Source organism: Flavobacterium lacustre (assembly GCF_027474525.2).
Lineage (GTDB): Bacteria > Bacteroidota > Bacteroidia > Flavobacteriales > Flavobacteriaceae > Flavobacterium > Flavobacterium lacustre.
This window is the reverse complement of sequence record NZ_CP114882.2, coordinates 2,267,619-2,287,914: the sequence shown is the minus strand read 5'-3', so window position 1 is coordinate 2,287,914 and position 20,296 is coordinate 2,267,619. Positions and strand designations below refer to the sequence as shown.

Annotated in this window: 11 protein-coding genes; 4 read left to right on the top strand and 7 right to left on the bottom strand. The window is 33.7% G+C overall.

From position 1 onward, the window contains the following. Nucleotides 1-3 precede the first annotated feature (3 nt). From O6P34_RS09945 to corA, 5 genes are all read right to left on the bottom strand, one after another. The gene (locus O6P34_RS09945) at nucleotides 4-3,012 is read right to left on the bottom strand and encodes a SusC/RagA family TonB-linked outer membrane protein (protein WP_269684357.1); all 3,009 of its coding nucleotides are present in this window, start codon (nucleotides 3,010-3,012) and stop codon (nucleotides 4-6) included. Between the two features lie 242 nt (nucleotides 3,013-3,254). Further along, a complete protein-coding gene (locus O6P34_RS09940; RefSeq protein ID WP_269684356.1) occupies nucleotides 3,255-5,999 on the bottom strand; it encodes a helix-turn-helix and ligand-binding sensor domain-containing protein in 2,745 nt (914 codons plus the stop codon). 99 nt (nucleotides 6,000-6,098) lie between these two features. Then, nucleotides 6,099-7,298, bottom strand: coding sequence for an acetate/propionate family kinase (locus O6P34_RS09935; RefSeq protein ID WP_269684355.1), 1,200 nt, complete (start codon nucleotides 7,296-7,298; stop codon nucleotides 6,099-6,101). 35 nt (nucleotides 7,299-7,333) lie between these two features. After that, nucleotides 7,334-9,427, bottom strand: coding sequence for a phosphate acetyltransferase (gene pta / locus O6P34_RS09930; protein WP_269684354.1), 2,094 nt, complete (start codon nucleotides 9,425-9,427; stop codon nucleotides 7,334-7,336). A 57-nt stretch (nucleotides 9,428-9,484) separates the two neighbouring features. Beyond that, the gene (gene corA / locus O6P34_RS09925; protein WP_269684353.1) at nucleotides 9,485-10,555 is read right to left on the bottom strand and encodes a magnesium/cobalt transporter CorA; all 1,071 of its coding nucleotides are present in this window, start codon (nucleotides 10,553-10,555) and stop codon (nucleotides 9,485-9,487) included. Between the two features lie 331 nt (nucleotides 10,556-10,886). Between corA and O6P34_RS09920 the strand changes: the two genes are divergently transcribed. Beyond that, a complete protein-coding gene (locus O6P34_RS09920; RefSeq protein WP_269684352.1) occupies nucleotides 10,887-13,448 on the top strand; it encodes a zinc-dependent metalloprotease in 2,562 nt (853 codons plus the stop codon). Between the two features lie 197 nt (nucleotides 13,449-13,645). Here the strand turns inward: O6P34_RS09920 and O6P34_RS09915 are convergent, their stop codons facing one another. After that, nucleotides 13,646-14,371: a bacteriorhodopsin-like gene (locus O6P34_RS09915; protein ID WP_269684351.1), complete on the bottom strand. Its 726-nt coding sequence runs from the start codon at nucleotides 14,369-14,371 to the stop codon at nucleotides 13,646-13,648. Nucleotides 14,372-14,481: 110 nt separating this feature from the next. Between O6P34_RS09915 and O6P34_RS09910 the strand changes: the two genes are divergently transcribed. After that, entirely contained in the window at nucleotides 14,482-15,378 is an 897-nt protein-coding gene (locus O6P34_RS09910) for a Brp/Blh family beta-carotene 15,15'-dioxygenase (RefSeq protein ID WP_269684350.1), read from the top strand. An 84-nt stretch (nucleotides 15,379-15,462) separates the two neighbouring features. Here the strand turns inward: O6P34_RS09910 and dnaK are convergent, their stop codons facing one another. Beyond that, nucleotides 15,463-17,349 carry a molecular chaperone DnaK gene (gene dnaK, locus O6P34_RS09905; RefSeq protein WP_269684349.1) on the bottom strand — a complete coding sequence of 629 codons (1,887 nt, stop codon included), beginning with the start codon at nucleotides 17,347-17,349 and terminating at the stop codon, nucleotides 15,463-15,465. 560 nt (nucleotides 17,350-17,909) lie between these two features. Between dnaK and O6P34_RS09900 the strand changes: the two genes are divergently transcribed. Both O6P34_RS09900 and O6P34_RS09895 read left to right on the top strand, forming a co-directional pair. Next, the gene (locus tag O6P34_RS09900) at nucleotides 17,910-18,380 is read left to right on the top strand and encodes a DUF1905 domain-containing protein (protein WP_269684348.1); all 471 of its coding nucleotides are present in this window, start codon (nucleotides 17,910-17,912) and stop codon (nucleotides 18,378-18,380) included. A gap of 174 nt (nucleotides 18,381-18,554) precedes the next feature. Continuing rightward, nucleotides 18,555-19,790, top strand: coding sequence for a Kelch repeat-containing protein (locus tag O6P34_RS09895; protein ID WP_269684347.1), 1,236 nt, complete (start codon nucleotides 18,555-18,557; stop codon nucleotides 19,788-19,790). Nucleotides 19,791-20,296: the final 506 nt, after the last annotated feature.

The following is a 20,296-nucleotide window of genomic DNA, read 5'->3' as shown; positions in this document are numbered from 1 at the left end:
GTATTAAAATTTTAAATTAGCTCCGATAACGAATGATCTTAATGTTGGGTATGCATCCAACTCAATACCTTGAGTTCCATAAGGGTCTCCATTACCATTTAATTCTGGTGAAAAACCGGAGAATTTTTGAGTAATAAATGGGTTTATAGCGTTCACATATATTCTGCAAGAATTTAAAAACTCTCCTTTCAAAGGAATTTTATACCCTAACGTAATATTGTTGATTCTAAAGAAATCACCTGATTCTAAATAATAAGTAGAAGCTGCTGGAACCAAATTGAACGGAGCCGGGTTTGAAGCCGTTGTGTTATTTACTGTCCAAAAATTTGTTGCCAATGATTCTTCTATATTTTCTCCTGTAAAACGTTGTGCTTTTTTACCATTGTACACTTTTGCTCCAGAAGTTCCGTATCCGTCTACTGAAAAATCAATGTTTTTATAGTTTAATCCTAAACTAACTCCATAAGTAGAAGTTGGTAAAATAGACCCCACATACTTTTTATCTTTATTTTCATCCAAAGCATCTTGAGTCACTTTGGCACCTGTTGCAGTATAATACAACATTTTACCATTTGCAGCATCAAAACCAGCATATTCATATAAATAGAAACTACCTAATGGTCTACCAATAGATGTATTATCTAATAATTTTGTCCACTGTCCATTTGATAAATCACCTCCGTGAATTGGAGCCAATGTTGCATCTTTCAGACCGGTAAGTTCATTTTTGTTGTTAGAATAATTTCCTCCAACCCAGTAACTCAAATTATCAGTCAGTTTATCATCCCAACGCAAAGCAATCTCGTACCCTTTATTAGAAACTTCTCCAACGTGTGCTGGTGAAGAATTACTGATACCGGAAGTCATGTATGGTTTGGTGTTCAAAATAACATTTGTTGTTGTTTTATCATACACATCAAACGATCCTTTCAATCTGTTGTTCAATAATTCAAAATCAATACCTGCAGATGTTTCTTCGGTAATTTCCCATGATAAACTTGGATCTACTTGAGAATTGATAGTCGTTCCTTCATTTAATATAGAACCTCCTAAATAACTGGTCAATCCTGAAGAATACGCTTGATTGTTAAGCGGAACATTTTGGTTTCCTAATTTACCCCAACCTCCTCTTAATTTCAAAAGATCAATCCCTTTTACATTAGCCATAAAATCTTCTTTGGTAACAACCCATCCTAAACCAAAGGCAGGAAAAGTTCCCCAACGGTAATCTTTACCAAAATTTGATGATCCATCACGTCTGATTGTACCTGTAAACAAGTATCTGTCCATTAATTTATATTGGAAACGACCAAAATAAGAAGCTATTTTATTGGCATTGAAAACTTCATCTTTATAGCTGGTAACAGATCCTACATAATCAACACCGGCTAATGACCAATAATTAGAATCAACATTTACGTTTTTTCTGGCAACAGTCAATTGTTCTCTTGCTCCTTTTACAGAAGTTTCGATACCTGCAGTTAATTCAATATCATGAATATCAGCAAAAACTTTGTTATACGTTAAATAGTTGGATAGATTCCAATTGAAATATTGATTTCTACCTTTGGTCAATAAGTTGTTGTTTTTATCCGCTGGATAAACAATTGTGCTTAACTGACCCGGATTATTACTAGATTGCCAGATTGCTCTAGTATCATCAAAATTATAATTTTTCCAAGAATAGTATTCACCGTTGAATTGAGAAGTGAATTTCAATGATTTTACAATTTCATAGTCTAATTTCAAACCACCTTGTAATGTGATGCTTTTTTGCTCTTCATCAAAATAATTTAATTGAGCCACAGGATTTCCAACATTATTAAACGAAGAACCTGTTGTTCCTGCGAAACCGTCATCACCTACCCAAGAAACGCCATATTGCCCATTTGAAAAACGAACCGGAACAATTGGAGATTGTTTGTAAGCGTTTGTAAAAGCGCTCAATGGTTTTGGAGTCGAATTAGTTGAACCAAAACTGAAATTTTGATTTAAAGTCAGTTTTTTAGAAATTTTGTATTCATTGTTATTTCTAAAAGTGGTGCGACTATAATCTAATCCGTTAAGAATAGCTTTTTCTTGATAATTTCCAATACTGAAGAAGTATTTAATATTTTCTGTTGATCCGGAAACAGAAACGTTATTTTGCATATACGATCCTGTTCTGGTAATTTCATCAAACCAATCCGTGTTAACCGTTTGATCTTGAGAGAAAGTAGTGGTTTGCAACGCAGCATTAGAATAATGAGAATACTTATTACTTCCTGCCATTTTTACTTTCTTCAAAGGCTCTCTGAAACCGGCAAAGCTTTCAAATTCAACAGAAACTTTGTCGCCTTTTCCTTTTTTAGTACTAATAATGATTACACCATTTGCAGCTCTTGTACCATAAATGGCTAATGAAGACGCATCTTTTAAAATTTCATATGATGTAATATCATTGGTATTAATATTATTAATATTTTCCGTAGGCATACCGTCTACAATAAATAAAGGAGTTCGTCCTCCTAATGCGGTACCTAAACCTCTAATAATTACCGAAGGAGTACTTCCGGGTAAATCCGAAGAAACTACTTGAACACCCGCAGCCTTACCTTGTATAGCTTGAGAAGCATTCAACACTTTGGTTTTTGATATTTCTTCTGCTTTTAATGAAGTAATGGCAGTCGTATTATCAATCTTTTTTCTGGTTCCGTACCCAATGACAACTACTTCTTTCAATTCAGTGTCTTTGGATTCTTGCAATTTTATATTCATCGGTGCCAAAGTTGCTTTAATGGATAAAGCATCAAAACCGACCATACTAATTTTTAAAATCTCGCCTTCTTTGGCGTTGATATTAAAATTTCCATCAAAATCGGTATCAGCAGTCGTCTTAGAATCGGACGCAACAATAAATGCTCCGGGAATTCCAATTCCATTTTGATCTAATACCTTTCCTTTGATTACTTGACCAGACATGTACGCTGGAAGTAGAATGAGTGCTAAAAAGCTAAAAATAAAATTTCTCATAGGGTTATTAAACGTTTAAGTTAGTTGTGCTAAATTAGATAATTACAACGTTGTAGTAACGAAAACACTACTACTACACGCATACATCAAAACACTAAAACAGATAGAAAAACCAATGTTTTAAAGCCTCAAGAGAAAGATAATGAAGTAGTGCACGACTAACAATGATGTAGTAATGATGTATTGTAATTATGCAATGAAATAATATTAAAATTGAATTATCTACAAAAAAACTTTGTTTTTTATACAGTTAATAAAAATTTAGAAAGGTTCTCATCTTGAACAAGATTTAATTTCTTTCTTAATCGGTAGCGTTGCAACTCAACACCACGGAAAGAAATATTCATCATTGGTGCAATTTCTTTAGAAGAAAGATTCATTTTTAAGTAAATACAAAGCTTAATATCCTTTGGAGTCAGGTTAGGATATTTCTTAGAGAGATTAACAATAAATGCATTGTGTATCTGATTCAGGTTTGTTTCAAAAGTTTCCCACTCGTGTTTATTCACTGAATTGATTTTTATTGCTTTTTTAATTTCACTTTTGAGTTTATTAAAATCGGTTTCTGTGTCCAGAATCCCTTGTATTTTTTCAATCATTTCACTTTGCTTTGCAATAGAGAGTGATTTTCCGGCAACCTCAGATGATTTGGATTGTATTTCGAGTTCCAAAATATGTTTTTCATATTCCTGACTGTTCAATTCATTTTCGGCTTTTAACTCCATCTCCAGAATTTTCTTTTGATGCTTTAGTTCTTCTTCCTGCAATTTCATTTTTTGAATGTATCGCAAATTATTCCATTTGTAATACAAATAGAGTATCACCCCTATAATAATAAAATACAATGCAATCATCCAAAAAGAAAAATACCACGGTTTTGCCACGATAAATTGGAAGTTAGAAATTTTATCATAATGCAACCCGTCGTGAAGGTAAATAGTGATTTCATAGGAACCGCTATTTAAATTATTCAAAACAATCAAACCTTCATTTACAGGAATAAATTCTTTGGTTCCGTTTATTTTATAAAACAAATTAGGCCTTGTTGCCCCAAAAACTCCAGATATCACATGTATACGAAGCTCCGAATTGTATTTAATCTTCTCTTTATTTTTAACTAAAGTATTATCAACAAAGGCTTCGATACTTATATTCGATTTTTTCTTATTGGCATATTTGAGATGCAACGAAATAAAACCATCATCCAGATTTAAAAGATAATTCTCATTGTTTTTGAATACTTTTAAATTGTCATTAATGATTTTCCCCTTATAATATTTCTCTTGAATAATAGTGCGTATGAATTTATTATCATGTGCATAAATGTGATACAAAAGTCCTTCTTGAAGTACCAAGAAGTGATTTTCATCAATAGAAACAATGTTTGAAATGTTTTTGAAATTTGCATTAAACAATTCATTCGCTTCCAATTTATTAGAAATTGAATTATAAGTGTACCATGATTTGTTAACCAAAAAAAGAATTTCATTTCGGAACTCGAATATCTTTACTCCAAAATCATTTGCAATTTTACTGCGTTGGGTAACATTTTCAACATTAGTGGTTTCATAAGCATCGTTATACTGAATTCGATACAAACCTCTATTATTATCGGCAGCCCAAATTTCATTTTTCCTGTTTTGAGCCACATATTTTATCGGTTTCAATATTTTATTTATAACAATATATTGCTTCAAATCAGTAGCATTATTATAGATAGTTACACCGCTGTATGTGGCTTGTAAATACGAATTATTAATACTGCTTTTGGTTAAATTCCAACCTCCATTTATTGGACTTGATTTATAAAACAGTCCGTTGTCATATACAAAAGTGCCTTCGTTATGACCAATCAGGTATTTATTGTTTATTTTATTAATATTCCAAGCCTGACCTTGTGTATTTGGAATTAAAGAAAGTTGCTTGTCTTCGTATTTAAAAACACCATGATTTGAAGCCATCAAATAGCCTTTTGGAGTACTCACCACAGAATAAACAGAACCTAAAATACCCGAATTATCATAAAAAATAGAAATTGGAGAATTAACCTCAACATGAGCAATTCCGTTGTCCAGACCCAACCACAAATCATTCTCTTTATCCTGACCAATACTCAAAATTGAGTTGTTCATCAGTACATTATTTCGATTAATATTTTTATAAGAACCAGAATTTAAATCAAAAATATAAACCCCTTTATTGGCTGTTCCTATGATTAATTTATTGTTTTTAATAAACTTGGCCACATTGATATTCGCTGTTTTCAGAATGGCATTCAACGCATTATTCCAAGCGCTCAGAACACCTTTTTCCTCAACATAAACGCCATTTTTTTTAGTAAAAATATAGGTTTTGTTTTGGTGTTTTTCAATTGCATGAATAACATTATTCTCTAAAATAGACCAACCTTCTATTTTTTCAAAACCAGAACCGGTCATTTTATAAATTCCTTTTTCAACAGAAGCAACCAACAACTGATTGTCTACACCAAAACAATAAGAAACTAAAAAAGGGAATTTTTTTTCTTTAATTATTTTTCCGTCATACAGAAAAACTCCATTAAAAGACTGGAAATAAATTTCATTCTTGAATTTAAATATCTTCCAAATCTCTTCATTATCACTGTCATCAAAAACGTTACTTTTATTGGAAATGGATACATAATACATCTTTCCGTTTTTTCGGAACCAATAGCCAAATTCTTTATAAGATCCAGTATAAATCCGGTCGCCATCTACCATTACAGAACGAATTATGGTCTTATTTGGCAAGCTGTATTTCTCCCATTTTACACCATCGTAACGCAATAAATAATAATTATTGGCAAAGTACATGGCGGAATCATTTCCTTGTGCAACACTCCAAATTTGGTTATCACCCTGATAATCAGATTTATTGTAATTTTCTACAAAAGGGAGTAATTCTTGTGCATACAATTGCACAGAAGCTAAAATAAAAAACAGTATGTAGAGTAGTTTGCTTTTCAAAACGTGTGGATTTATCTTCAAATATAATTACATTTATTCAATATAAAGCACAAAAAAAGCCTCTGAATACAGAAGCTTTTTCTTGAACATTATTTAATTTTAACTCAAAAGTAATTCATACACTTGATTGGCAATCTCGATTTCTTCATTGGTAGGAATAACCAAAATTTTCGTTCTGGAATCCGGTGTGTTGATTTCTCTGATTTCTTTAGAACGAACCTCGTTTTTAGCGTGATCCAATTCTAGTCCGAAATAATCCATATCGGTACAAACTAATTTTCGAATATAAGACGAATTCTCTCCAATTCCCGCGGTAAAAACTATGGCATCAAGTCCGTTTAGAACTGCTGTGTAAGCACCAATGTATTTTTTTATTCGATAGGCATTCATATCTAATGCCAACTGACATTCTACGTTTCCATTCTCTGCATTGGCTTCAATATCTCTCAAATCACTAAATCCGGTAAGCCCCAGCATTCCGCTTTGTTTTTGCAACATCGTGTTGACATCATCCAAAGAATACCCCAACGAATTAACTAAATAAAATATCACAGACTGATCGACATCACCACTTCGGGTTCCCATAATCAAGCCGTTCATTGGACCAAAACCAAGCGTATGATCAATACTTTTACCGTCTTTTACAGAGGTCATACTACATCCGTTTCCTAAATGTATGGTAATGATATTAGACCCTTTGGTAACCGAATTCTGTGTTAGATAATGAATTGCATTTTCCGAAACATATTTATGACTGGTTCCGTGAAAACCATACAAACGAATTTTATTTTCCGTTAAAAGGTAATTTGGTAACGCATATTTATGAGCCACAACAGGAATAGTCTGATGAAAAGCAGTGTCAAAAACAGCCACTTGTTGTGCGGTATTAAAGATTTCTTCGGCAACATTAATCCCTTCTAAATTAGCCGGATTGTGTAAAGGTGCTAGATCAAAAAGCTGTCTGATTTTCTCTTTTACTTCTTCGGTAATCACGACTGTTTTTGTAAAAGAACTGCCGCCATGCACCACACGATGTCCAACAGCCTGAATTTCCGAAGTACTTTTTATCACTCCTACTTTATCGTCCATCAACAATTGAGCAATTTTTTCTAACCCAATTTTATGGTTGGCAATAGGCAACGTTTCCTGCACTTTGATGCTATCGGTTACATAGGTTAAATTTGATGTTTCTAATCCAATTCTGTCAATCATACCGCTGCAAATCACTGCATTTTCCGGCATATCAATTAATTGGTATTTTATAGAAGAACTTCCTGAATTTATAATTACTACTTTCATTAAAAAAATTATTATACGATTATAAGATTGAAAAACTACAATCCTTGTGCTTGAATAGCCGTAATTACGACAGTATTTATAATATCATCAACGGTACAACCGCGACTTAAATCATTTACGGGTTTGTTTAAACCTTGTAACATTGGTCCAATTGCCAATGCTCCAGTTTCCCTTTGAACCGCTTTATACGTATTATTTCCTGTATTTAAATCAGGGAAAATCAAAACGCTGGCATGACCTGCTACTTCAGAATTTGGCATTTTACTTTGTCCTACTTCCAAGTCAACGGCGGCATCATATTGAATTGGCCCTTCAATTTTCAAATCAGGACGTTTTTGACGCACGATTTCTGTTGCTGTTCTCACTTTATCGACTTCATCTCCTTTTCCTGATGAACCTGATGAATACGAAAGCATTGCTACTTTTGGTTCTATTCCAAAGGCCAAACTGGAATCGGCAGAAGATATTGCAATTTCAGCCAATTGTTCTGCTGAAGGATTCGGATTAATAGCACAATCGCCAAATACCGAAACACGATCCTCTAAACACATGAAAAAGATAGAGGAAACCACAGAGCAGTTTGGTTTTGTTTTAATGAACTGCAATGCCGGTAAAATGGTATGTTGCGTCGTGTGCGCTGCTCCGGAAACCATTCCGTCCGCATGGCCTTTGTACACCATCATGGTTCCAAAATATGAAACGTCTTCCATTAAATCTTTGGCCATAGCCATAGAAACATTTTTGGCTTTTCGCAACTCATAATACGTATTTACATAATCATCGTAGCATTTTGACTCTATTGGATTTATGATATTGACTTTAGAGAAATCGAAGTCTAAACCTAACTCGGCTACTTTATTTTCAATTTGTTTTTTGTTTCCAATAATAGAAATATCCACAACATCCATGGCTAGTAATCGGGAAGCGGCAATAATAATTCTTTCGTCATTTCCTTCCGGAAGAACAATGTGTTTTCTATGTTCTTTGGCTCTTTTTACTAAATTGTATTGAAACATTTTTGGTGTCATACCTTCCGCTTCAAAAGTGATTAGTTTTTGTGCCAAAGTATCCAAATCTACATACTTTTCAAAAGTACTTATTGATGTTTCAATCTTTTGTTTGTTGTTCGCGTAAATCTTAGATTTGATAGAACCTATTTTATTGGTAATATAATACGTTCCTTCTTCTACAGCAATAATAGGTACGACTGTCGAAAGTCCTTCTATTAATTTTAAAATACTTTTTTCCGGTAGTATATTTCCTGTCAATACAATTCCTGCAATTGCGGGATAATTAGCCGATTCATTGGCTTGTAAAGCACCTAAAATTATGTCTGCTCTATCGCCGGGAGTAATTACAAGGCTGCTTTCTTTTAAATGCACCAAATAATTGCACAACTGCATCGCACCAACACTAAAATTACTGGTTTGATTGTTCAAATATGCCGAACCAAATAATACGGTGGCTTTTAACTCATTTACAATTTCTTGAATTGTAGGGTTATTTAAACTGGATATTACCGGAATCGAATTGATTAAAACTCCATTCGGAAGATTTTTCTTCAAGCCTTCATTGACCAATAAAACATTTTCCGGTTGCACTTTATTGGCAATAATCGCCAGCACTTCGACCTCTTTTACTTTGAATGAATCATAAACCAGATACAAACTGTCTATTAATTCTTCTAAGGTTTTGCCCACTCCAGAACCCACAATAATAGTTGGAATCCCTAAATTCTTGGCAATTAAAACATTAATATCCAATTCAATTGCTGTTCCTTCTCCGGTAAAACTGGTTCCTTCGACCAAAACAAAATCAAATCGTTCTTCTAAACGTTTGTATTTTTCAATAATCAAATCGATTACATCACCCAGTTTTCCTTTGTTTTTCTTTTTGATCAGCTTGCTTTTTGTAATGGCATATGCATCATCAAATTCGATATCCAAACCAAAATGAGAAATGATGGTTTCGATATGATTGTCGAGACCGCCTTCTTCAAAATCTTCTATAATTGGTCTAAAATAACCAACTTTGGCAGTCTTACCAATAAGCAAACTCATCAAGCCCAAACTAATAATGGACTTCCCACAATTCTGTTCGCTTGTTGCTATATAAATGGCCTTATTCATGTTTGTATTATTAAATTATAATAAAAAAGTATTCTGTTTCTGTTTGTTTGCCAATTGTTAAAACCAACGTCTGCGTTTAAAATAGTATATCATCCCGAGAACAAGCACTACCATGATTCCCACAATGGTGTAATACCCATTTTGATATTTCAGCTCCGGCATATTTTCAAAATTCATTCCATAAACACCTACAATAAAAGTGAGCGGAATAAAAATAGCCGAAACAATAGTCAACGTCTTCATAATCTCATTCATCTTATGCGTTTGCGCCGAGAAAAAGAAATTCGAAGCACTTTCAAGCGAGCCCATATCCGACTCGATTTGTTCTAAAAGTTCCAAACTTTTTTGATGCAAACGGGCAAAAAAACTAAAATTTTCCATTTCCATTGCATTAAAAACATTGTCATCTTTTATGCTTTTTATATCATATAAAGAATCCCGAAGCGGAATGATGGAACGCTTTAAAAAATTAAAATTATCGCGATGCTTTTCAATTTTCTCCAAGATTATCGGATCAGCACTTTTTTTAGAAAGGTTTATCAAATCTTCCACTTTATCTTCCTCCGCCTCAATGGTGATATAAAAATTCTCCATGATAGCGTCCAAAAGAATGTACAATAAATAATCGGCTTTTTTAACCCTTACAATTCCCGAATGTGTCCGTATTCGTTCCCGAATGTGAGTGAAAAAATCGCTTCGTTTTTCCTGAAAAGAAATCAAAACGCCATCTTTCATCAAAAAACTAATTTGCTCCACACTGATATTATCCGAATGTTCCGCCGGTAAAAGCGATTTTATATTAAAAAACAAACAATCCTGAGACTCTTCTAACTTAGTTCTTCGAGTGGTATTTAAAATATCCGCCAACATGAAATTATCAATATCAAAATAACCCGCAATCGCTTGTAAAAATCCAATATTGTTTAACCCGTGAATATTAAGCCAATTCGTTTCTTTGGTATTAATAAATTTATCCAAATCCGAAACCTTAAAATCTTCATATTCTGTAAGATTCAAATCATCATACACAAACAACTGCATCTCCGATTCGTTGCTTTTATGAACTCCCGTATATTCTAAATTATAGGGGTGCAGTTTTCTTCCTTTTTTGTATTTAATTTTTCTCATTCCAACGGATTTATGTAGTAATATTACGAATTTTTTTTGCAAAAATCTCGCTATTTACCTCTTTTGGCATTCTCGAAAATGAAAGTACATTTTGGATTATCACTTACAATACCGCAAAAATAGGCAGAAATAATAACTCCTTTTATGAGATAAATCATATTATGACAGAATAAGAGTAAATTCTCAAATATTGTTACTAATTCAAAATTATAAGTCAAAAGGGTATTTATTTTAAAAATATATCAATAAATTTGGATATCAATACATTAAAAGACCATTTTCTCTTTATATACTAAAAATTTAATATTAACCTTTTTAATCCAGCTCTTACATGCAGAAAAAACTTGCCCTAATTATTACCTGTTTGCTTTTTTGTATCAATCAAGGAACATTTGCTCAAAGCAAAAAAAAGAAAGGAAAAGATAAAAATTCCGTTTCAGCCGCAGACACTCCAAAACCCGATGCTAAAAAAGCACCAAAACCCTACAATAAAGTTATTGACTCTACAGCAGTCACCCAAAAAGGGCTTATTGATGTTCATAAAGTTGAAGAAAAATACCTTTTTGAAATTCCGGAATCACTCCTTGGAAGTGAAATCATGACCACAACCCGATATTCTAAAACACCGGCAGGTGGTGGAATTTTTGGTGGAGAAGAAATCAACAGACAAGTTGTAAAATGGGAAAAAGGATTAAATAACAACCTGTTATTGCGTTCTGTTACTTATGTCATTATGACTCCTGATGAGGATAAACCAATGGCGCAGGCTGTCAAAAACTCCACTTCGGACCCCATAATAGCCAACTATGATATCTTGGCAATCAAAAAAGATTCCACCGGAAAAAAAGATATTGGATACGTGATAGATGTAACCGGCACATTCGAATCTGATTTGCAGACTTTCTCTTTAGACCCCATAAAAAAACAATTGCTAAACATACAAGGATTTCAAAAAGACAGGTCTTTTATCCAAAAAATAAGTAGTTTCCCTATCAATACCGAAATCAGAACTGTAAAAACATTTGCGACCACAGCACCACAATTATCGCTGAATCCAACACCGAAAATCGGTACTAATCTTCCTGCGGCTTTAGATGCCGGAGTGATTACATTAGAATTGAATACTTCCATGATTTTATTGCCAAAAAACCCAATGCGTAAAAGAACATTTGATGCGCGTGTAGGCTATTTTGCCAATGAATACGAACTGTTTGAAGAAGAATCCCAAAAATCTGATACTGAAGTTTTTGCCGTAAGATGGCGTTTAGAACCCAAATCCGAAGAAGATGCTAAGCGACAAAAAAACGGAGAGTTAATTGAACCTAAAAAACCAATTGTCTATTATATTGATCCGGCTACTCCCAAAAAATGGAAAAAATTCATCAAATTAGGAATTGATGATTGGCAGGTTGCTTTTGAAAATGCTGGTTGGAAAAATGCCATTCGAGGAGAATATTGGCCTGAAAATGACCCAACAATGAGTCTTGAAGATGCCCGATTTTCGGTATTGCGATATTTTGCCGCTGAAATTCAAAACGCATATGGTCCAAATGTAAATGATCCCAGAACAGGAGAAATCTTAGAAAGTCACATTGGCTGGTACCACAACATTATGAGCCTTTTGAGAAATTGGTACATGATTCAAACCGCCGCTGTTGATCCTGCTGCCAGAGCCAAAAAATTCGATGACAATCTTATGGGTGAATTAATCCGATTTGTTTCTTCACACGAGGTGGGACACACGTTAGGATTACGCCACAATATGGGAGCGAGTTCTGCCACTCCTGTCGAGAAATTGAGAGATAAAGATTTTCAGGATAAATTCGGTCATACCTCTTCTATCATGGATTATGCCCGTTTCAACTACGTGGCACAACCGGAAGATGGAGTAAAAACATTCTTTCCAAGAATTGGGGACTATGACAAATGGGCTATTAAATGGGGTTACTCCTATTTTGATGATGCCAAAAGCGAAAAAGAAGAAAAAGCTATCCTGAACGAAATGACGAAGGAAGCCTACAAAAATCGTCGCTTATGGTTTGGAACAGAAACCAGTCCGTACGACCCGAGATACCAAACAGAAGACATTGGAGACAATGCCATGCGAGCATCGGAATACGGAATCAAAAACCTAAAAAGAATTCTCCCTAATTTAATGGGATGGAGTGCTGAAAAAGGCGAAAGTTATGCTGAACTAGAGCAACTCTACAATGCATTGACAGGACAGTTCAGAAGATATATGGGACATGTTACTAAAAACGTAGGCGGTGTATATGACACGCCAAAAACCTATGACATGACCGGAAATCAATTTGAAGTTGTTCCAAAAGCGATTCAAAAAGACGCTGTTGCCTTCTTAAACGTACAATTATTTGCTACACCAAAATGGTTAATGGATCAAAACATCCTTGCTAAAATCAATCCCGAAAATGGCGTAGAATCTATAAAAAGCATGCAAGATGCCACACTAAGTAATCTTTTGGCAGGAGATCGACTGGTGCGTCTTCTGGAGGCTTCTTCGGCAAACAAAAACAACTATTCTGTTGATGAATTACTGACAGATCTTAAAAACGGTATTTTTTCAGAATTGAAAAGCAGTGCCGCGATCGATATGTACCGACGAAACATTCAAAAACTGTATATTGACAAAGTAATCGGATTATTAAAACCAGGTACTACAACCGTAAGATCTGTTCCTGTAGGAGTAACTTATGGCTTCACAACCAAAACAGTGAATCTGAGCCAAACCGATTTACCATCAATAGCCAGAGGACAATTGATTAGTTTAAAAAACCAAATCAAAACAGCCGCATCAAAAACAACGGACCGAATGAGTAAGTTTCATTTACTGGATTTAATCTCCAGAATTGACGAAGCATTAGACCCTAAATAATTTAAACAAAAAAAAGGGTAAGGTATTATACCTATTTTCCTTTATCTGTATTATTGTTTGTGAATATAACCTAATTTTATTACGAATCGAAAGTTACTGAGACGCACTGTTGTTCAATTTAATTTCAATAATTAACCAAAACTAAAAAAACCGAACTATTACTAGTTCGGTTTTTAAATAAAATAAAATAAATTAAATTAATCTTTTTGAGACTTAACTGCTAAACTATAAATTACTAAACCAAAACCAATTTTGTTAATCGCATCAGCAATGTTGTAGGCCACGTCAATATTACCGGCTGGTATAAATCCGTTGTACCATCCTGTTGTACCCATCATATACCCTAATGGATAAATTGACCATCCAACAAGAACAAACCAACATAAGATTTTGTGCGCTTTTTGTACTTCGCCACCAGCTGATGCAGCTAATTTTGCAGCTTCACCTAACCAAATCTCATATACAATTGCAAAATAAGCTAATCCCGAAATGAATCCCCATAGCGCAGCACTATCTGTAAATACTACTTCTCCAAAGTAACCTGTAACTAACATTACTATCGAATAAATAATCATTTTCCAAAGCAACGATTGCTTTGCACCTGCTACTTTAAGTATCAGATAAAATTCTAAACACATTAACGGCACAGTTAACACCCAGTCAACGTAACGAAAGAAAGTTGGGGATTCACCAAATGAGGCCCAATAATCTCTCATGTAGAAATAATGTACCGCAGCAATAAAAGTGATTAATCCTGAAACCAAAACTGAGGTACGCCACTTTTTATCAAACTGGCTTAAGGATAAAAAGAAAAATGCTGAAGCGGCCATCATTGCCATACAGCCTACAAAAAAAGTAAACCCTACATAATCTGTTGGGGATAATTTTCCGATTAAACCTGAAATAAACATAAAATTTGTCATAAATAAATAAATTAAATTGTTTTTGTTTATCCAAATATAATAAATGTTAAACAATAAAAATGAATTTTGTTTAATTTTTTTTGACTAATTTTAAACAATAATTAAAATTTATGAAAAATTATTCAAATATTGCAATTGTAGCAAGCTTTTTCGGGTTGTGGATGGATTCATTTCTTTCGACTAAATTTCAGATACTATTAGGTTTCTTCTTGATTTTTACCTTTGGAATTTTGCATGGCGCAAATGATCTACTTTTAATAAAAAATATAAATACTACAAAACAATCCAATTCAGGACTTAAAATTCTAGGGTATTATGTAGTGGTGGTTTTGATAGGCATACTATTGTTTTATACAATTCCTCAAGTTGCCCTACTACTGTTCATTATTGTGAGTGCCTATCATTTTGGAGAACAACAATGGGAGGATCTACAGCATGACTTTCCAAAATGGAACGTAATATTGTTTCAATTTTTATACGGATTTGTTATTCTATTATTACTGTTTAATTTTCACTCATTCGAAGTACAAAATATAATCTTAAATATAGCAAACATCAATATACCATACCCATATTTTAGTTTACTACTACAAACTTCAAGTATCACTTTAATTAGCTTAGGTATTTATTTATTGTGGAAAAAAGAAAAAATTAGAAAAAAGATGCTTTTAGAACTTTTTTATTTAATTCTCTTTGCAATCCTTTTTAAGTCTTCTAGTCTTATATTTGGATTTGCTATTTATTTTATCTTGTGGCACAGCATACCCTCAATAATTGACCAAATTAAATTTCTGAATGGTTCCTTTTCAATAAAATATTTTATTGCCTATTGCAAAGCGGCAGGGATTTATTGGTTAATATCTATAGTCGGAATTACACTAATCTATTATATATGTAGAGAGGAACAAGTTTTTAATGCTTTGTTTTTCTCCTTTTTGGCCGCCATAACCTTTCCACATGCGGTAGTGATTACTAACATGTTTGGCACAAAACTGACTAAAAAATAGAAACGCATAAAAAAAACCGTTCACCAATGGCGAACGGTTTTCTAAATCAATCGTAAAGATGCACCGCAGTGCATCTCTACAAAATTATTTTACTTCTTCGAATTCAACGTCTTCAACATTGTCTCCTTGAGCAGCATCCCCTTGAGGTTGTGCATCCGCTTGACCTTGTTCTCCTTGAGCGTACATTGCTTCAGTAGCTTTTTTCCAAGCTGCATTGATGTTGTCAAGAGCAGTTTGAATTGCAGGAATGTCTTGAGATTGGTGAGCCATTCTCAATTCAGTTAATGCATATTCTACAGCAACTTTGTTTTCGTCAGATAATTTAGCACCAAGTTCTTTCAATTGAGACTCTGTTTGGAAGATCATTCCGTCAGCTTCGTTCAATTTTTCTACTCTTTCTCTTGCAATTCTGTCAGAATCAGCATTAGCTTCTGCATCTTTTTTCATTCTTTCGATTTCTTCAGCTGTTAATCCAGAAGAAGCTTCGATACGAATGTCATGAGATTTACCAGTTCCTTTGTCAGTTGCAGAAACTTTGATGATACCATTAGCATCAATATCAAAAGTTACTTCAATTTGTGGAACACCTCTTGGAGCTGGTGGAATACCATCTAAATGGAAACGACCGATAGTTTTGTTGTCAACTGCCATAGCTCTGTCTCCTTGTAAAACGTGGATTTCAACTGTTGGTTGAGAATCTGCAGCTGTAGAGAAAACTTGAGATTTTTTAGTTGGAATAGTTGTGTTAGACTCAATTAATTTAGTCAAAACACCACCCATAGTTTCGATACCTAAAGATAAAGGTGTAACGTCAAGTAACAAAACATCTTTTACATCTCCAGATAAAACTCCACCTTGAATAGCTGCTCCAATAGCAACAACCTCATCAGGATTAACTCCTTTAGACGCTTTTTTACCAAAGAATTTTTCTACTTCGTCAGCAATTCTTGGCATACGAGTTGAACCTCCTACAAGGATCACTTCGTCAATATCAGATGTAGATAAACCTGCATCTTTAAGTGCTTTAGCAACAGGCTCCATAGAACGTTTTACTAATGAATCAGACAATTGCTCAAATTTAGCTCTTGTTAATTTTTTCACTAAGTGTTTTGGTCCTGAAGCAGTAGCAGTAACATATGGCAAATTGATTTCTGTTTCAGCAGAAGATGACAATTCTATTTTAGCTTTTTCAGCCGCTTCTTTAATACGTTGTAATGACATTGGATCCAAACGTAAATCAATACCTTCTTCAGCTTTGAATTCGTCAGCTAACCAGTCAATAATAGTTTGGTCAAAATCATCTCCACCAAGGTGAGTATCACCATTAGTAGACAATACTTCAAAAACTCCGTCTCCTAATTCAAGAACAGAAATATCAAATGTACCTCCACCTAAATCGTAAACAGCAATTTTTTGATCTTTACCTTTTTTATCAAGACCATAAGCAAGTGCAGCAGCTGTAGGCTCGTTGATAATACGCATTACTTTAAGACCTGCAATTTCTCCAGCTTCTTTCGTAGCTTGACGTTGTGCATCATTAAAGTAAGCAGGAACAGTAATAACTGCTTCCGTAACAGTTTGACCTAAATAGTCTTCAGCTGTTTTTTTCATTTTTTGAAGTGTCATTGCTGACAATTCTTGAGCAGTATATAAACGACCATCAATATCCACACGTGGCGTATTGTTGTCTCCTTTTACTACTGAATAAGGAACTCTTTTTGCTTCAGCAGTTACTTCAGCAAAAGAATGACCCATAAAACGTTTGATAGAAGCAATCGTTTTGGTAGGATTGGTTACCGCTTGTCTTTTAGCAGGATCTCCTACTTTAATTTCTCCACCTTCAACAAAAGCGATGATAGATGGCGTTGTTCTTTTTCCTTCTGCGTTAGGAATAACAACTGCTTCATTACCTTCCATTACAGAAACACAAGAGTTGGTCGTACCTAAATCAATTCCGATTATTTTACCCATTTTTAATATATTTAATTTTATTGTATACTCGTTTTAACTTCTCGAAGTCGATAAGTCAATCACTGTGCCAATACAATGACAGTCCATAAATTGTCAGTTTTTGTTAAAATTGTCGTAAAAATATATGACAAGATGACATTTTCAATTCTCCTTTGGGCGTGCCACCACTATAAAAAGGGGCAGCTCCACAACAGTGCTAATCGCCCCTTTTTATACTGCTGTCGGGCTATACGCAGTACTGCGGTACTTGCTGCTATCCCTCACGCGGGCATCCTGGCAAAAAAGAACCAATACTTCCACTGGATAAAACCCATTCCAAATCAAGTAAATAAAAGAGTCGCTCTTCTTTAAAAAACACTTTCGCCCCCTTTGACATGTAAGAAATATTTTTATTTTTGTATGGCGTTACTAAAAACAATGTGCGCAAATAAGAACAAAACTTACATGTAACAGTCCAAATTAGTACAAAAAACAGTTGTTTTATTCGCTTATAAATAGTTAGCAGTTCCGTTTCCTCAACATCACAAAAAAACGAAACTTAAACCCTTTGAATTTGAACTATGAATTTTATAGTAGAAAATGAAAAATTAGAGATTCAATATATTCCTGGAAATGGCGCTTGGACTTATCACCTTATAATACCAAATACTAAAAATATAAAAGGAAAATGGGGCGATTTAAAAGTCTCAGGAAAAATTGATGATTATGAAATAAATAATAAAAATTTAGCTCCTTTAAAAAATTCAGACAAAAAAATGTCTTTGAATTCGGAAATAAGAAATTTTATAGGAAAAGGCGGTGGAGAATCTGTAAACGTTACGCTTTATCTTGTGAATGAAAACACTGAAAAAAAGAATGAGAATAAAATGATTAATGAATGCTTTAAAGATGCTGAAGTATTAGAAACATTCAAAAAACTCAAAATTGAGGAACAAAATGAAATAATTCAAAATATAAATTCAGCCGCTACTGAAAATCAGAAAGTCGAAAAAATTGTAAAATTCATTGCAAAACTTGAACAATTAAATTAAAAACACTATCGCTAAAAGCTACTATAATAGATTTTGGCAATTGGCTTAATGGAAAGTTGATTTTGTATTTGGGATGATTTGCTAAATCCGAATAATGAGCTTACTTTAGTACCAAATCCGCTATATTACCAGAATGTAGCAGCAATTTAAAAACGAATCGTTAATACAAAACCAATGAAAAAAATACTTATTCTGATTGTGTTAGTCACAACATTTATATCTTGTGAAAGCGGTCAAGAAGAAACCCCAGTTCCAAACGGGCCACTAATCAGCTGTGAATACTTTAGCAACCTTAAACCCACCGTTCTGGATTACAATGAAAAAGGACTAAATATCGGTCTAGCTATTGAAGCAAATATGCAAACTGCCAATGTAAAAAGTTATAGTATAACATATGGCGTGGTGGGCGATCTCAAAAAAAGAACTATCGAAAGTACCCAACCTCTGGCAGATAATTTAAATACTATTCTTTTGGATTCACTGGTTTGTGGTTTGGAGTATGAAATTAAAGCTACAATCACTACTACAGATAATACGGTTTGTACTTCAAAACTAGAATACTTTACCGCTCTTAAGTCATTTATTCCTTCGCCTTGGTGTGCTTCTATCTTTAAAAATGACACAGGTTACGACAGATCTTTTGGAGTTTCAATTAATAATAAACCATATATTATATTTCAAAATAACTCTTTTTATAGCGTTGAAGATGAATCAGTATTAACACAAAAATCACCTTTTCCACTGTCCGGAAATACAGGGGTAGAATATGGTATTTTTACAATTGGTAAGTATGGTTATTTTAAATCTTCTGATTCAACAGACCTTTATCGATACGATTCAGAAACAAATAATTGGGAAAACCTTGGCACAACAAATTTATATAATTATACAAAATATTTTGGTGGACAAGTAAATGATATTGGTTATTTTTTCGATACAAGAAAAAGCTACCGATACGATGTAAGTACAAATTCATTTACGCAACTATCTAGTTATGTGGAGGAAGAATTCATCAATACCTTCCAGACAAACTTGAATATATATGCCATTAATAAAAATTTCGAAATTCGTAGGTTCAACACTTCAACGGGCAGTTGGGAGTACAAAGCAACCTATCCCGGAAATAAAAGCCAAAGTGTTGTAAGCTTCGTTATTAACAACAAAGTATATATTGGTCTCGCTCATAATTACCATTATCCGGGCCATGAATCTTTTTATGATATCTATGAATTGAATTTAGATACAAATAATTGGAAACAATTGGCCTCTTTTCCTTACGCATATGACAATGCTTGGGGTATCGGAAGTGTGAGTACGACAAACAATAGTTATATCATTTACAGAAACCCTTTTACCGCTTTTTCAACATTCGTATGGAAATTCAATCCTTTAGAAATAATTTACAAATAAAAACAGTAAACGAGAATAATTTATTATCCAAATAGAAAGTCAAAACGCAGCTTCCAAAAAAAAACGTTCTTAAAAGCTAGATGTGCTGTACGAAGTCTCCCGACTTCGTACCTCGCAATTATATAGAATCACAAATAAACACTATCTTTGGCGGGTGAAAAAGCCCTTAAAAATAGTTCTCCTATCTATCTTTTCTATTTTGTTTTACTTTCTTTTAAGTACAAACAAAGGAGCTTCCGAATTAAAAACTCACACCGAATCACATACCGAATTCCCTGAAAAACAAAAAGTAAAATCATTTGTTTCAAAAGATTGTATCGTTTTGTCAACCCGAACAAACGTTCCTTTTTCTTTTTCCAAAAACAATCCGAATACTTCATTCAAAACATTTCATAATTCCTTTTTTGTCCATACCAAAACAATCGAAAGGATTTTTAATATTGCCTACACGCAATATAATTTTTATGCAAAAAATGTTTTAGCCCGGTTCAAACAAACCGATATCA

Bases quoted from the DNA above. Each gene is read 5' to 3' on its own strand.
- corA (WP_269684353.1), bottom strand. From the start codon at position 10,555: ATGAGAAAAATTAAATACAAAAAAGGAAGAAAACTGCACCCCTATAAT.
- O6P34_RS09915 (WP_269684351.1), bottom strand. From the start codon at position 14,371: ATGACAAATTTTATGTTTATTTCAGGTTTAATCGGAAAATTATCCCCA.
- O6P34_RS09900 (WP_269684348.1), top strand. From the start codon at position 17,910: ATGAATTTTATAGTAGAAAATGAAAAATTAGAGATTCAATATATTCCT.
- pta (WP_269684354.1), bottom strand. From the start codon at position 9,427: ATGAATAAGGCCATTTATATAGCAACAAGCGAACAGAATTGTGGGAAG.
- O6P34_RS09935 (WP_269684355.1), bottom strand. From the start codon at position 7,298: ATGAAAGTAGTAATTATAAATTCAGGAAGTTCTTCTATAAAATACCAA.
- O6P34_RS09945 (WP_269684357.1), bottom strand. From the start codon at position 3,012: ATGAGAAATTTTATTTTTAGCTTTTTAGCACTCATTCTACTTCCAGCG.
- O6P34_RS09895 (WP_269684347.1), top strand. From the start codon at position 18,555: ATGAAAAAAATACTTATTCTGATTGTGTTAGTCACAACATTTATATCT.
- O6P34_RS09920 (WP_269684352.1), top strand. From the start codon at position 10,887: ATGCAGAAAAAACTTGCCCTAATTATTACCTGTTTGCTTTTTTGTATC.
- dnaK (WP_269684349.1), bottom strand. From the start codon at position 17,349: ATGGGTAAAATAATCGGAATTGATTTAGGTACGACCAACTCTTGTGTT.
- O6P34_RS09910 (WP_269684350.1), top strand. From the start codon at position 14,482: ATGAAAAATTATTCAAATATTGCAATTGTAGCAAGCTTTTTCGGGTTG.